This window comes from Corynebacterium sp. CCUG 65737 (assembly GCF_024454115.1).
GTDB lineage: Bacteria > Actinomycetota > Actinomycetes > Mycobacteriales > Mycobacteriaceae > Corynebacterium > Corynebacterium genitalium.
Map to the genome: position 1 here is coordinate 27788 of NZ_JAGPZB010000012.1, position 14216 is coordinate 42003.

Here is a 14216-nt window from a genome sequence, read left to right on the forward strand (position 1 = left end):
CAAGTCCGCACAGGAGTCTTGTCTGCGTCCAATCGCTTACTCACTGCACTGCGCGAACTAAGCGTCTAGTTAGAGCTCGTTGATTGGGTTTTGCCCCATACCTTCTCACCTAGCAAAGCGAGCGTTGCCGGCAGGAGGATGGGTCGAACGATGAGTGCGTCCAAAGCGACGGCCATCGCCAGCCCAAGGCCCAGCTCTTGAATGATGCTGATTTCAGCCACCATGAATGAGAGGAAAACTCCAATCATGATGATCGCGGCGGAGATGATGAGACGGGATGTGTGCGCAACTCCCTCCGCGATGGCATCGCGATGGGTTGAGCCGGAAGCGAACTGCTCTTTCATTCGTGAAGCCATCAACACCATGTAATCCATACTCAGGCCAAATACGATCGCGAACACGACGATCGGCGTCACACTGTTGATCGCTTCACCAGTTACGGCTTTCCACAGCAGGGATAGGCAACCCATCGCTGCGGAGACAACGAGACCGTTGAGCACGACCGCGAGTGTGGCTAGTCGCCACGACCGGAAAGCCCATCCAAGGAGAAGCAGCGAAATCAAGAGGACGAAACCCACGATCCAGGGAATGGACTTTTGGACCAGTCGATCAAAGTCGTCGCCCTGCGCTGTGGCGCCTGAGACGAAGGTGTCGGGGTACTCGTCTGCCGCCTTCTTGATATCCGCAACCATCTCGTGGGCGGCGTCGGAATCCGGTAAGTCCGTAGACGTAATGACGACCCTCTTATAGGCGCGTCCCTCTTTCTCGGCGCTCAATGGGTAGGGGGAATACTGCTCTGCAGGTGTTCCCGACGCGAATACCTGATCGACGTGTGGAACCTCTTCAATGTCCGCGAGGAATTCCTCGACTTCTGCATTGAGTTCTTGGGCTGACTGGCCCTCCGTCCCGGCGAACGTAACCATAGTGGGAAACAGCTCGCGGGCGTTGAGCTCAGATTCAATGATTTCGATCCCCTCGCGTGAGTCCATTCCTGCTGGGAGAATGGACGAGCTTGCTACGGGAACCTGGAGTTTGATGCTCGCCAGAGGGGTAGCGGCGATGAGCAATGGCACGGCGATCAACACGACTGCAAGCAAGGGCGATTTGAGCGGGAGGCTCGAAGTGCGTTTCTCCTCATCTTCCGGAGCTCGCATTGTTTTCTCGTATCCAGGGAGTTTGCCGAAGAAGAATCGGTCTCCCAGCAGCATAATTGCAGCTGGCACAAGAGTTGCCAACGCCAAAAGCGCGATGGACGTGACCACGATGCCAGCCATGGCAATCGAGCTGAAAACCATATTCCGAGCGATGAACAGAGCACATAGAGCGGCGATGACGCTCAAGCCGCCAAAGCGGATGGAATGCCCTGCGGTGTTGGTTGCTCGCCGCAGAGCGTCCTCAGGCGGATGTCCCGCGATAAGAAACTCCTTGTATCGAGCGATCAAGAACAAGCAGTAGTCCACCGAAACGGCCAAACCGATAAGGGAGGCTGCGGTGATGTACATGTTGGAAACATCGAGGAACGAAGCTAGCAGGGTTCCGATGCCTTGCGTTCCAATAAGGCAAGCGCCTGCAACCAGGAGTGTCACCAGCGTAGGACCGACAGCTCTGTAAATGAGCAGCAGAACCAAAATGAGAAGTGGGAAGGCGATGATCTCCGCTCGCAAGGCATCTTGCTGGGACTGAATGTTCAAGTCGTAGTCCAAAGCGGGGGCTCCAGTCACATGGCTCGTGACATCTTCTCCTTCCACTGCTGTCTCGACTCTGTCACGGAGGTCAGGGATCATGTTTTGAGTCGTCGTATTATCAGCCGCTACGCCGACTTGGAGGATTTGGGTTTTCCCTGAATCAGAAGACAATGAGGCGAGCGCACGCCCATCGATGACTGAGTCGATGTTCGGCAGAGTTTCTATACCCGTCGAGACGTTGTCTAGCACTTCTGAAGAGATGCTGCTGTCGGAGTTCAGGACGACAGTGAGTTGATTCGCGGGATCGCCGAAGGCATGCTCGTTCACCTCTTGGCCGACAAAGGACGTCCCGTTCTCGTCGTTGAAGCCTCCGGCTTTCACGGCACCGTTGAGCTGGAGTGCTCCAACTACCCCGAGCGCGGAAAGGAGCAACCACACTACGAGAATGAGCTTTGAGTACTTTTTTACGAAGCTTATGGGCATATTTAGTTTCTTTCCGATGCTGACTTGGCCGACGCAACCGCAGACGCGATCTTTTCTCGGCGGAGATCGCCACGCGGATCATCGGCGGGGATGCTGTCCTCTGCTTGGCGGTAAGCCTCTATTGCGGCGTCGATGTCTCCAATTTTGAGGAACGACTCTGCGAGCCCCACGTACGATTGAGAGGTCATCTTTCCTCCGCGGGACACCGCCCGTTGGAACTGAGAGCGCGCCAAATTCGCTCCACCACCGAGCCAACGTGGCAGTGTTAAGGCGCTTCTTCCAGCGAGGTAAGCAGAAAAATCATCAGATCCGTCTAGGTCTGAAAGTAGAAGAGCCCGCTGGTTAACGATCGCGGCGCGTGCTGCAGTGCCTGCCGATGTGTGTGAGTTGAGGGCCTTGAAACCGGATAACCGGGTCTGCTGAACGGGGAGACTGAGGTCGCGGCGGGATGTTTTACGCGCGATGCGCAACAGCAATTCGACCCGCCGAACTACCGCCGGAGGAAGGGTTCCCTGGGGAGTGAGGTTCTCCCGCACTATAGTTTGCGCCAGTTCCACCATGCGGCTCACCGCGGCACCACGATCGGCTCCATTCGGATTCTTGCTTCGATCCTTTAGCTCAGCGACGATGTCAAACGCTTGGTCGCGCATTTGACGGGCGTTTTCTCGCTCATCACCCACCTCTGGCTGGACCAACGGCTCGCCGATGGAAACGGAGAAGAGACGGCGCCGCGGTACAGTAGCGCCTTTTGGTAGAACCTCTGCAAGTCCGGTCATTCCGATGGGTACGACGGGTGTGTTGTTCGCTAATGCCATGCGAAACGCGCCGGATTTGAAGGGCAGGAGTCCTTCGCCCACGTTGCGTGTGCCTTCTGGATAGAGCACGAGAGTGCCGCCGTCCTCGAGAACGTCTTGTGCGCGACGAAATACTTCTTCTCCTGGTGCGTCACGGTCGACTGGATAACAGTTCATCGACTCGTGCCAAACACGCGAAAGAAACGATTCGAATGCCTCGGCTTTGGTGGGGAACCACTCCTCGCCTCCGCGAACTGAGTTTGCCAGGGTCTTCGTAACGAAGTGGTCCATGTAACTGGAGTGATTGGCTACAAAAATGACCGGTCCGGTGCGTGGAATATTTTCCAAACCCTCGATGAAGCCGACGTGGTTCAGGACGAAGTCGTGGATTCGCGGCGTAGAAACTCGGCGGACAGTTTGACCAAGAAAGCTTGAATTGTAGTTCTTCACTGTGCGTCGCCTTTCAGCGTCTCGGCGATGGGAGTTCCGTCGGGCTTCTGGTCAATTCGGACTCCTGCGCGTACTTGTTCGTTCCGGTAGTCGCGCATGCGCTCGATGGTCGAGATGGAGATCCCGCGCTCTTTGCACCACGGGACGAGTTGAGGGAGTCGAAGCATTTCACCGTCATCACCGATGATTTCGATGATGACGCCAACTGGAGAGAAACCAGCCATTGCGGCCAGATCGCTTCCGGCCTCTGTGTGGCCGACTCGGGTGAGAACCCCGCCTTCGCGAGCGATGAGGGGGAAGATGTGCCCTGGACGGTGAAAGTCATTCTCGTTACCCCCGTTAGCCAGGAGCTGGACCGTTCGCGCTCTATCAGAGGCTGAAATACCTGTAGTGACCCCGTAGTCACCGGTCGCGTCGCAAGAGACAGAGAATGCCGTGCCGAAATCGTCCTCGTTGGTTTTCACCATGGGGTGCAGATTCAACCGTTGTGCATGGTTTGCAGGCATCGGCACGCACAGCAATCCTCTGCCCTGCGTAATCATGAAGTTGATGGCCTCTGGAGTAGCAGCTTCAGCGGCCATGATCAGATCGCCTTCGTTCTCGCGGTCTTCGTCGTCGACAAGGACCACCATCTTGCCCGCCGCGACGTCGGAAACGATTTTCTCAATCGGGCTGAGTTCGGTTTCTGCGAAAAGGCGCTCGTCAGTCTTGTTGACGGATGCCTGTTCTTCGTGTGTTTGGAGCATCATGTTCCTTTCCAGTCTTAGATGTGGCAACATGCATGTTGCAACACGGAATGTAACCAGACGGGAAAACGTAGATCAACTTCTCTGAACTGGGAATTTATTTGAAGTGGAAGTCGACCAGGCAGGGGGAAATAAATTTACTTGACCAAAGCACGTGTCTTGGATAATGTCGGTGACATGTCATTTAAAACCGAAAATAGTGCCGCCGTGACGATTCATGCCGGTGAGCGCGCCATTCTTGGGGTCGTGACAGACTTGGAACGCCTGCCCTCGTGGAATCCTGCTTTCAGCTTCGTGAGCCCGCCTCGTGCCGACGGCTCGCACGCGCTCACGGTGCAAAAAGTATTGAACGGTACGATCGTGGCCGCCGCGTCTGAGACTTCAACGGGCCACGTTGTCGACTTTGAAATTGATATTCCGGGTCTGCGCGAACATTCGTCTTTTCTGCTTGAATCCCAGTTGGATGGAACGACACGGGTTACTCATCGGATTAGGCAAGCCGGGACTCTGTCGGCCGTGATTGGGCAGCGAGAGGCGGCGTTGGTGCCCGGTAAGCGGTTAGCGCGATTGGCGCGTTTCCTCGAGACTGAAAGCTGACAACACGAGGAAAGGAATGACATGCCGTTAGAGCTATTCACTCATCCTGAGGAATTCCGTTATCTCATTCTCGCGCTCCAGCGCCAGGGGAGCCGACGGCTCAATCGGCTCTTCTCTGAGGTGGGTTTGACTCACTCCCAGGCGGAGGTCGTGGAAGTGCTAGGCGTTCATGGCCCAATTAGCACGAAAGAAGTTGGCCAGTATCTTGTCTGTGAATCCGGTAGCCCTAGCCGTTTGCTCGACGCGCTTGTTAGGAAAGGAATATCTGTCTCAGCACAGTCGACCGAGGACAAGCGTCTGACGCTTCATGCTCTCTCACCCAAAGGGCGTGAGCTTCTCACTCAGATCAAAGAGAAGAAAGTCGAGTTCGAATCCCAGTTAGCGGCCGAACTGCGAGCAGTGTCAGAGGCTCACGGGGGATCGGTGATCGAGGAACTTGTTGCACTTGTGTCGGATCCAGAGCTCAAGGGGGCTCTGCAGCGACGTTTTCCGCACCTCTATCACCCGTGATGCGAGGGAATGCGGCTTGTTGTTTACCGATTGCCGGATAGACTGGGGCGAGTTATATATCGACCATAGAAGGACTTTCCACCATGCTCGTCAGCGAAGCCCTCTTCCTGCTGCTCTCGGACAAATCCGCCCACGTCGAGGTGGGGGTGAGCCACCAGCGCGTGGCGTTGAACGGCGCGTTGCTGTGCGATCTGGTCGCAACCGGGCTGGTCGATGTGCATGCCGGTAAGAGCCCGAGCGTCTCGCTTGTCGACGGCGCCGTCGCCCGCTCCGAAGGTCACCCCGCCCTCGCTCACGGTGTGGCCCGTGTGGAGAAGAAGGGGCAGCCGAGCGTGTACTCGCTGCTCAATTCCCGGAAGTTCGCCAAGAAGGAAGCCATTGCCCAGCGACTCATTGAAGAGGGTGTGCTCGACGAGGAGCGCGCGGGATTCTTGGGCCTGCACTGGCAGCGCTTCCCGGAGAAGGATGAGACCATCGAGAAGGCCATGCGCCAGCGTTACCGCGACATCTTTCTGGGCAAGGAGGAGCCGCGCCCGGAGGAAGCAATGGTCATTCTTCTGCTGAAGAACACCGGCGAGCTGCGTCGCCAGTTCCTCGGCGAGATCGAGGGTATTCCATTCAATGACCTGCGTATGCGGGTGAAGCAGATCGATCGGCAGGTGCTGGACGCAGGCACCTTCGAGAATGTCGACGGAATCAACACGGTGCTGCTATCGGTCGCCAGCGCCGCCGCTGTGGAAGAAGCGGCGGCATCGAGCTAACGCCAGCTACGGCACGCGGCGCGTCCACTCCTCGGTGCTGAACTTGGTGTCCACGAGGTGCTGGGCTGCGGCCAAATCATCGTCGCTAAGCGCGCCGACCTCTGACGGGTAGCGCGCCGTGAATGTGTCCATGAGCGCCTGGATGACTTCCTGGCGCGGGACACCTGTCTGGCGGCGCAGCGGGTCAACACGCTTGGCGGCGGACTGCACGCCCTTAGACGACAGTTTCACCTTGCCCACGCGCAGGACATCCATCATCTTGTCAGCGTTGATGTCGTAAGACATCGTCGTGTGGTGCAGGATCGCGCCAGGGATGCGCTTTTGCGCAGCACCGCCGATCTTGCCGCCGTCGGAGGTGATGTCGTTGATGGGAACGTACCAAGCGTTCACACCGAGCGACTGCAACCCGGCCAGGACCCAGGCATCGAGATACTGGTAGCTGTCCACGTAGGACAGGCCGCGCACGATGTCGTCGGGCAGGTACATGGAGTAGGTGACGCAGTTGCCGCCCTCCATGAACATCGCCCCGCCGCCGGAGATGCGGCGCACAGGCACGATGCCGTGCTTCTCAATGCCCTCTGGATCCAACTCGTTCTGGAAGGACTGGTAGGAACCGAAGACAACAGCCTTGTCCTCCCATTCCCAAAAACGCAGGATCGGGCCCTTGCGCCCAGCAGCGACCTCTTCGAGCAGGTACTGGTCCAGCGCCACGTTGATTGGGGTGGGCAAAACGGGGGAGTGGATGACCGTCCACTCGTAGTCGGTGAGGTCTTTGGCGTCGAGGACCGCGCGCCGAGTGACGATGGCCACATCCTTCGTGGAAAAACCGTGGAGCGCGAGGTCATCGAAGCGAGAAAGCTCTGTGTCAAGGCGTTTGCACAGATCGTCGGCGGTCTCGGTGACTGATGCGCCGACGAGCGCGCGGTTGATCGCGTCGTACGCCTCCTCCGGCTCGAGGAAGAAATCGCCGGAGATGCGCGCATCCGTGATCGTCGTGCCGTCTTCTTGGACGTCCGCGACGACGAGCTTGCCTCCGGCGACCTTCACCTCAAAGTGGTGGGAGGTCACTTAGCGAACTCCTCGATGATGGCCTTGTTGAAAGCAGGGAGGTCATCGGGGGTGCGCGAAGAGACGATGCGCTTATCGACGACTACCTCTTCATCAACCCACGTCGCCCCAGCGTTCGACAGGTCGGTCTTGAGGGAAGGGTAAGAGGTCATGCGCACACCGGAGACAGCTTCTGCGTCGGTGAGGATCCAGCCGCCGTGGCAGATCACGCCGACGGGCTTGCCGGCCTGGGTGAACTCGCGGACGAGCTTCACAGCAGCCTCGTCCGTGCGGATCTGGTCAGCGTTGGAGGTGCCACCCGGCAGCAGCAGTGCGTCGTAATCGGCTGCGTTGGCCTCGGAGGTAGTCAGGTCGACAGAGACCTCGGTGCCGTTCTTGCCCTCGATGGAGCCGGACTCGGTGGACACGACTACGGTGGCCGCGCCTGCCTCGTGCACGGCATCGCGCGGGCTGGTCAGCTCAGAGTCTTCAAAGTTGTTGGTGGAAAGGATGGCAATGGTCTTGTTCTCCAGAGTGCTCATGCCAATCCAGGGTATAGAAAAAAGGCCAGCCCGGGGGCTGGCCTTTCAGGGGAAGCGCGGATAAGCAGTTTAAACGTCGTCGCTATCGAGGTCGCGCTTGCGCCCCTTGTCGGACGAGACGGCTTCCTTGGACAGGGCGCGGGATTCGCCCGGTGTCTCCTCGTCGTAGGTCTTCATCGTATCGTGCGGGACCTTGGTGGAGCCGAGCTTGCCCGCTTCCTCGTCGAGCTGGGTCTGGCCCTTGCGGCGACCGAGGGAGCGCATGCGGTCGCGCACAGCCAGGTAGGCTTCGCGGGAATCCAGCGTTTGGGATTGCTGGGTGGCTATCTGTATGTCATCGGCTGTGATCTCTCCGCTGCGGAGCGACACCATCTCAGCCCAGTAGCGGAACCAGACGGCCACGACAGCAGCCACCGGGACAGCCAAGAATGCGCCGATGATGCCGAAGACCGTACCGCCGACGGCGACAGCCAAGAGAACAATCGCCGCGTGCAGGCCCATCGCCTGGGACTGCAGCACCGGCTGGAGCACGTTGCCCTCCAGCTGCTGGACCAGGATGACCAGCGCAAGCACGAGAAGCGCCTTAGTCACGCCGCCGGAGACCAGGGCAACAACGACCGCTAGGGCACCGGCAGTGAACGCACCGATGATCGGGATGAAGCCACCGAAGAAGGTGATCACAGCCAGCACCGGCGCCAGCGGAACGCCCAGCAGGACCAGGCCAAGGCCGATGAAAATAGCGTCCACCAGGGACACGATTGCCTGGGTGCGGATGAAGCCGGACAGGGTGTTCCAGGAGCGCATGAGCACCTCAGTCAGGTGCCAGCCAGCCTTCACGCCGGTGTACTTGCGCAGCCACGGCAGGAAGCGGTCACCGTCCTTAAGGAAGAAGAAGGTGAGCACCAGCATCAGTGCCAACGTCGTACCGATGGAAGCAACCGCGCCCACACCCGTGACCACCCCGGACGCGATGTTGGAGGCTTGGCCGCGGACGAAGTCGCCCGCCTGGCTGATGGCCTGCTCAATCTGGCTGGTGTCCACGTCGAACGGGGCGGAGGTTTCCACCCAGTCCAGGATGCGCTGGACACCCTCTTCGGCCTGGTGGTAGAGCTCCACCGACTGCGTCTTGATCGTCGGGGCCATTGCGGCGAACAGGCCGCCGATCGCGCCGAAGAAAGCGAGCAGAACGATGAAGACGGCCAGCGCGCCGGGCACCTTGTGGTTGCGCAGCCAGCGGACAGGCGGCCACAACACCGTGCAGAAGATCAGCGCGAGCAACAGCGGCAGTACGCCGACCCACACGAAGCCGATGATCTTGAACAGGAATGCCGTCGCAATGACGACGACAATGAAACGCAGCGCCCACGCCGCCGCCGACTTGCCGTCGCTGGCGATGACCTGGCCGCGGTCGATCGGTTCGTGGGACATCTCCAGTGCCGCGTCGGCGGGAGTGGGGAGGGTCTTCGGCTCCTCAAGCGAGTCGAGGAGGGTGTCGGCGAAATCCCCACCGGTGTTCTTGCCGGTGGTGCCGTCCTTGTTCGAATTATTCACGCCTGTGCATTCTGCCAGAGTGGGCGATTTTGTCCACATCGAATGTGGGCGCATTCCGTAACGGTTCGGCGACAGTCATGATGCACCAGCGTTCACCGGGTGTGGGGGAGGTGGCGTCGACAAGCGCGCGTGATCAGCGGGAACGAAGAAAGTTGAGCGAACCGGGAACAACTTTGTGTGGCTGCAGGTTGTGGAGATTGAGTGAGTCAAGCTCAACTCTTCGCAGCGGTGTCACCCTCGAGTGGTACAGTGGCCCGCAGAAGTTGAGCGACGAGCAATCAACTCACAGAAAAACACTGATAAACGCACCTTGACACAGGAGGACATCACACAATGGGACGCGCAGTAGGTATTGACCTCGGTACGACGAACTCGGTCGTTTCCGTTCTTGAGGGCGGCGAGCCCGTCGTTATCGCGAACGCTGAGGGGTCGCGCACCACTCCGTCGGTCGTCGCTTTTGCGAAGAACGGCGAGATTCTCGTCGGCCAGTCCGCAAAGAACCAGGCCGTGACCAACGTTGACCGCACCATCCGCTCGGTGAAGCGCCACATGGGCGACAACGACTGGAACGTTGACATCGACGATAAGAAGTACACCCCGCAGGAAATCTCCGCCCGCACGCTGATGAAGCTCAAGCGTGATGCGGAGGCATACCTGGGTGACGAGGTCACTGATGCCGTCATTACCGTTCCGGCCTACTTCGAGGACGCACAGCGCCAGGCCACCAAGGAGGCCGGCCAGATCGCAGGCCTGAACGTGCTGCGCATCGTCAACGAGCCGACCGCGGCTGCTCTCGCTTACGGCCTGGAGAAGGCTGACACCGAGCAGTCCATCCTCGTGTTCGACCTGGGTGGCGGTACCTTCGACGTCTCCCTGCTGGAGATCGGCGACGGTGTCGTCGAGGTGCTGGCTACCGCCGGCGACAACGAGCTCGGTGGTGATGACTGGGATCAGCGCATCGTCGATTGGCTCGTGGAGAAGTTCAAGGCTCAGCACAGCATCGACCTGACCAAGGACAAGATGGCTCTGCAGCGTCTGCGCGAGGCTGCTGAGAAGGCGAAGATTGAGCTGTCGTCCGCTCAACAGGCATCCATCAACCTGCCGTACATCACGGTTGACGCTGACAAGAACCCGCTGTTCCTGGATGAGAATCTCACCCGCACCGAGTTCCAAAAAATCACCTCTGACCTGCTTGACCGCACCAAGGAGCCGTTCAACCAGGTGATCAAGGACGCTTCCATGTCCGTCGGCGACATCGACCAGGTCGTCCTCGTCGGTGGTTCCACCCGTATGCCGGCTGTGTCCGCCCTGGTTGAGGAGCTCACCGGCAACGTGCCGAACAAGTCCGTCAACCCGGACGAGGTCGTGGCCCTCGGCGCTGCCCTGCAGGCTGGTGTCCTGCGCGGCGACGTCAAGGACGTGCTGCTTCTCGACGTCACCCCGCTCTCCCTCGGCATTGAGACCAAGGGCGGCGTGATGACCAAGCTGATCGAGCGCAACACCACCATCCCTCACAAGAAGTCCGAGACCTTCACCACCGCTGAAGACAACCAGCCGTCGGTGCAGATCCAGGTCTTCCAGGGTGAGCGCGAGATGGCGTCGGCCAACAAGCTGCTCGGCTCCTTCGAGCTCGGCGGCATCGCTCCGGCACCGCGCGGTGTTCCGCAGATCGAGGTCACCTTCGACATCGACGCCAACGGCATCGTCTCCGTGTCCGCCAAGGACAAGGGCACCGGCAAGGAGAACACGATCAAGATCCAGGAAGGCTCCGGCCTGTCCCAGGACGAGATCGACCGGATGATCAAGGACGCGGAGGCTCACGCTGACGAGGACAAGGCTCGCCGCGAGGAGCAGGAGACCCGCAACAACGCGGAGTCCATGGCCTACCAGACCCGCAAGTTCCTGGACGAGAACTCCGACAAGATCTCCGAGGACATCCGCACCAAGGTCACCGCAGCTGCCGATGAGGTCGACGAAGCGCTCAAGGGCGAGGACATCGACGCCATCAAGACAGCCGTGGAGAAGCTGTCCACCGAGTCCCAGGAGATGGGCAAGGCCATCTACGAGGCTGACGCTAACGCCGGTGCTACCCAGGCAGGCGCTGCGCCGGAGGCTGACGACAACGTTGTCGACGCTGAGGTTGTCGAAGAGGACGACGCTGACAACACCGACAACGCTGACGACTCCCGGAACAACTAAGGAGCAACCATGACGAACCCGCACGAGCAGATGCCCGACAACCCGGGTGCGCCCGAAGCGACCGACGAGGAGTACATCTCCCCGGACCAGACCGAAACCTTGGCTGAAGAAGCGGCTGAGGCTGAGGCCCTGGATTCCGAGGACCCCCTCGCCGACCCGGCGGTAGACAAGGAAATCGACGAGGCATTCGCCGAAGGTGAAGGCATTGACCGTGAGGTCAACCGCGACGTCGACGGCGACGGCACCGTCAGCGACTTGGAGCTCCAGCTCGCCGAGCGCACGGAGGACCTCCAGCGCGTGAGCGCCGAGTACGCCAACTACCGCCGCCGCACCGACCGCGAGCGCGCACAAATCGCTGACACCGCCAAAGCCAAGGTCGTCGCGCAGCTGCTTCCGCTTATCGACGATCTCGAGCTCGCAAAACAGCACGGCGACCTGGCCGAAGGACCCCTGAAGGCGTTCAGCGACAACCTCCGCGGCGTACTGGACAACCAGAGCGTGCAGGGGTTCGGTACCGAGGGTGATGCCTTCGACCCGGAGATCCACGAAGCTGTGCAGGATCTGTCTACCGGTGACGCCAAGGTCATCGGGACGGTGCTGCGCAAGGGCTACAAGATCGGCGACAAGCTGATCCGCAACGCGATGGTCATCATCGCTGACCCGGCTGATGGGGCTGGCCCTGATTCGGCTGGCTCCGCGGATGAGGCCGGTCCGGCTGGTTCGCCTGGCACGGACGGCCCGACGGAATAGTTGGGTGATGCGGCCGGAGGGGAAGCGCAGATAAGCAGAAAGCTTTCCCCCTGGCCGCTTCTTTATTTAGTAACGAATTTATTGAGCGAAACTACACTTAGAAAGTAAACCTCTGAGACGAAAGGAGGGGGTGCACATGGCTATGCAGCAAGAATGGGCCAACAAGGACTATTACGGCGACCTGGGGCTGAGCAAGTCCGCCTCCGCGGCCGACATTAAAAAGGCCTACCGCAAACTCGCCCGGGAATACCACCCGGACTCCAACCCCGGCAACAAGGCGGCCGAGGACAAGTTCAAGCGAGTCGCTGAAGCCTACGACGTCATCGGCGACGAAGCAAAGCGCAAAGAGTACGACGAATTCAAGAAGATGATGGACTCCGGAGGCTTCATGCGCTTCGGAGGGAAAGGAGGCTCGGGTTTCCCGGGCGGGTTTCGCAGCACGGAACAAGACTTCACCACCACCGACTACGGATTCGGAGAAGCGTTTGGACAAGGCGGAGGATTTTCTGCGGAAGGCGGTCTTGGTGACCTCTTCGGTGGCCTCTTTAACCGCGGCGGCGGCACTGGCAGGGGTGCTCGGCCGACGCGGGGGGCCGACGTCGAAACGCAAATAGAACTCGACTTCCGCGAAGCCGTCAAAGGCACCACCATCCCCGTCGAGCTGACCGGTGAAGCGCCGTGCACCGACTGCCACGGCTCAGGGTCGAAGACCGGCAAAACCTCAACATGCCCGGACTGCTCCGGCACCGGGTTTGTCAGCGAGCAGAAGGGCGCGTTCGGGATGTCCCGGCCCTGCACCCGTTGCGGCGGCACCGGCCAGACCGTCGAGGACCCGTGCCCGACATGCGGCGGCACCGGCACGACCCACCGGACTAGGTCAATCACCGTGCGGATCCCCGCCGGCGTGATCGACGGCCAAAAGGTCCGCCTGGCCGGCCAGGGCGAGGCAGGACCGAACGGAACCCCGGCCGGCGACCTCTTCGTCTACGTCACCGTCCGACCCGACAAAGTGTTCACCCGTAACGGCGACGACCTCGCAGTCACCGTGCCCGTCAGCTTCTGCGAGCTAGCCCTCGGCGGCACCGTCACCGTGCCCACCCTGGACAACCCCGTCAAGGTCAAAGTGCCGGCCGGCACACCCAACGGCCGCACGCTGCGTGTGAAAGGCCGCGGCGTGCCCAAGAAATCTGGCAACGCTGGCGACCTCATGGTCACCGTCGAAGTCACCGTGCCGAAGAACCTCGACGCCACCGCCTCCAGCGCCCTGCGCGCCTACGCCCAGGCCGAAAAGGACTCCGGCTTCAACCCCCGCGCGGGCTGGGCCGGAGCCGTTTAGGAAAGGAGGTGACGCACAGTGCCAATGGATGAGGAATACTACGTCATCTCCGTCGCCGCCGAACTGACCGGAATGCACGCCCAAACCCTGCGCACCTACGACAGGATGGGCCTGGTCACCCCGATGCGCACCTCCGGCGGCGGGCGCCGCTACTCCGAACGCGACATCAACCGGCTACGGACCATCCAGCGCCTGTCGCAGGAAGAGGGGGTGAACCTCGCAGGCATCAAGACCATCATCAGCCTCAGCGAGCGTATCGACGAGCTCGAGGACGAAAACACCGAACTCAAACAGCTCCTCGCACAGGAGAAGCGCGAAAAGCGGCGCGGCGGCGAACTCGTCCACGTGCCCCGCTCCACGGCGGTGGTGGCGTGGTCGCGAAACACTCGCCGGAGTCGGACCTCGTCCACCCAGCAGCAGCAATAGCGGTCGGGACTGGGGCTGGCGCTGGGGTTGCGGCTGGGGGACTTTGCCCCCTCAGCAGTCCCAGCGGTCCCCATTGGCCCCTGTGCCCGCAATTGTGGGATGCGGGGGCCTTTTGCGGTCTTGTCTCGGGTTCGTCTTGGGTTCGATTGAGGGCCGCTTGGGTCGCGGTTGTGCAAAAGATAACAAACCCGATTCCTGTCTAGAGCTGTCTGTGCAGTTAGAGAGCTTTTCGGGGGGTAAATCGAATTCGAGTTTGTCATCTTTTGCACAAGGCCCCGTGCGATCGCTCGATCGGGCCTAGCCCGTGCCCAACTTGGACCTAGCTCGGACCTAGCCCGG

At 60.3% G+C, this 14216-nt stretch carries 13 protein-coding genes; 7 read left to right on the top strand and 6 right to left on the bottom strand.

What is annotated here, in order from left to right; genetic code table 11:
* Positions 1 to 65 precede the first annotated feature (65 nt).
* The 3 genes from KBX17_RS09430 to ribB are packed head-to-tail and all read right to left on the bottom strand — an operon-like array spanning position 66 to position 4161.
* Entirely contained in the window at positions 66 to 2168 is a 2103-nt protein-coding gene (locus KBX17_RS09430; protein WP_256019577.1) for an MMPL family transporter, read from the bottom strand.
* Positions 2169 to 2170: 2 nt separating this feature from the next.
* Positions 2171 to 3412, bottom strand: coding sequence for a lysophospholipid acyltransferase family protein (locus KBX17_RS09435; RefSeq protein ID WP_256019578.1), 1242 nt, complete (start codon positions 3410 to 3412; stop codon positions 2171 to 2173).
* On the bottom strand, positions 3409 to 4161 hold the full coding sequence (gene ribB, locus KBX17_RS09440; RefSeq protein WP_005288240.1) for a 3,4-dihydroxy-2-butanone-4-phosphate synthase: 753 nt from the start codon (positions 4159 to 4161) through the stop codon (positions 3409 to 3411). The genes KBX17_RS09435 and ribB overlap by 4 nt, the downstream gene beginning before the upstream one ends.
* Before the next feature lie 174 nt (positions 4162 to 4335).
* Here ribB and KBX17_RS09445 point away from each other — a divergent pair, with 174 nt between their 5' ends.
* From KBX17_RS09445 to KBX17_RS09455, 3 genes are all read left to right on the top strand, one after another.
* Positions 4336 to 4755: a hypothetical protein gene (locus KBX17_RS09445; protein ID WP_005288245.1), complete on the top strand. Its 420-nt coding sequence runs from the start codon at positions 4336 to 4338 to the stop codon at positions 4753 to 4755.
* Between the two features lie 21 nt (positions 4756 to 4776).
* Entirely contained in the window at positions 4777 to 5265 is a 489-nt protein-coding gene (locus KBX17_RS09450; RefSeq protein WP_005288248.1) for a MarR family winged helix-turn-helix transcriptional regulator, read from the top strand.
* Positions 5266 to 5348: 83 nt separating this feature from the next.
* Positions 5349 to 6026 (top strand): GPP34 family phosphoprotein, encoded by a 678-nt coding sequence (locus KBX17_RS09455; RefSeq protein WP_256003775.1) that lies wholly within the window; start codon positions 5349 to 5351, stop codon positions 6024 to 6026.
* Between the two features lie 6 nt (positions 6027 to 6032).
* On the opposite strand, the gene KBX17_RS09460 is transcribed toward KBX17_RS09455, so the two are convergent.
* The 3 genes from KBX17_RS09460 to KBX17_RS09470 form a co-directional block, all read right to left on the bottom strand.
* Positions 6033 to 7094, bottom strand: coding sequence for a biotin/lipoate A/B protein ligase family protein (locus tag KBX17_RS09460; RefSeq protein ID WP_256019579.1), 1062 nt, complete (start codon positions 7092 to 7094; stop codon positions 6033 to 6035).
* Positions 7091 to 7615 carry a type 1 glutamine amidotransferase domain-containing protein gene (locus KBX17_RS09465; protein ID WP_005288257.1) on the bottom strand — a complete coding sequence of 175 codons (525 nt, stop codon included), beginning with the start codon at positions 7613 to 7615 and terminating at the stop codon, positions 7091 to 7093. The genes KBX17_RS09460 and KBX17_RS09465 overlap by 4 nt, the downstream gene beginning before the upstream one ends.
* Positions 7616 to 7684: 69 nt before the next feature.
* Complete coding sequence (locus KBX17_RS09470; protein WP_005288260.1) at positions 7685 to 9205, bottom strand: AI-2E family transporter; 1521 nt, start codon at positions 9203 to 9205, stop codon at positions 7685 to 7687.
* 294 nt (positions 9206 to 9499) lie between these two features.
* Between KBX17_RS09470 and dnaK the strand changes: the two genes are divergently transcribed.
* From dnaK to KBX17_RS09490, 4 genes are all read left to right on the top strand, one after another.
* Positions 9500 to 11365, top strand: coding sequence for a molecular chaperone DnaK (gene dnaK / locus KBX17_RS09475; protein ID WP_256019580.1), 1866 nt, complete (start codon positions 9500 to 9502; stop codon positions 11363 to 11365).
* A gap of 9 nt (positions 11366 to 11374) precedes the next feature.
* The gene (gene grpE / locus KBX17_RS09480; RefSeq protein WP_005288267.1) at positions 11375 to 12115 is read left to right on the top strand and encodes a nucleotide exchange factor GrpE; all 741 of its coding nucleotides are present in this window, start codon (positions 11375 to 11377) and stop codon (positions 12113 to 12115) included.
* 136 nt (positions 12116 to 12251) lie between these two features.
* The gene (gene dnaJ / locus KBX17_RS09485; RefSeq protein WP_005288270.1) at positions 12252 to 13451 is read left to right on the top strand and encodes a molecular chaperone DnaJ; all 1200 of its coding nucleotides are present in this window, start codon (positions 12252 to 12254) and stop codon (positions 13449 to 13451) included.
* Between the two features lie 24 nt (positions 13452 to 13475).
* Positions 13476 to 13877, top strand: coding sequence for a heat shock protein transcriptional repressor HspR (locus tag KBX17_RS09490; protein WP_005288272.1), 402 nt, complete (start codon positions 13476 to 13478; stop codon positions 13875 to 13877).
* The last annotated feature ends 339 nt before the right edge of the window (positions 13878 to 14216 follow it).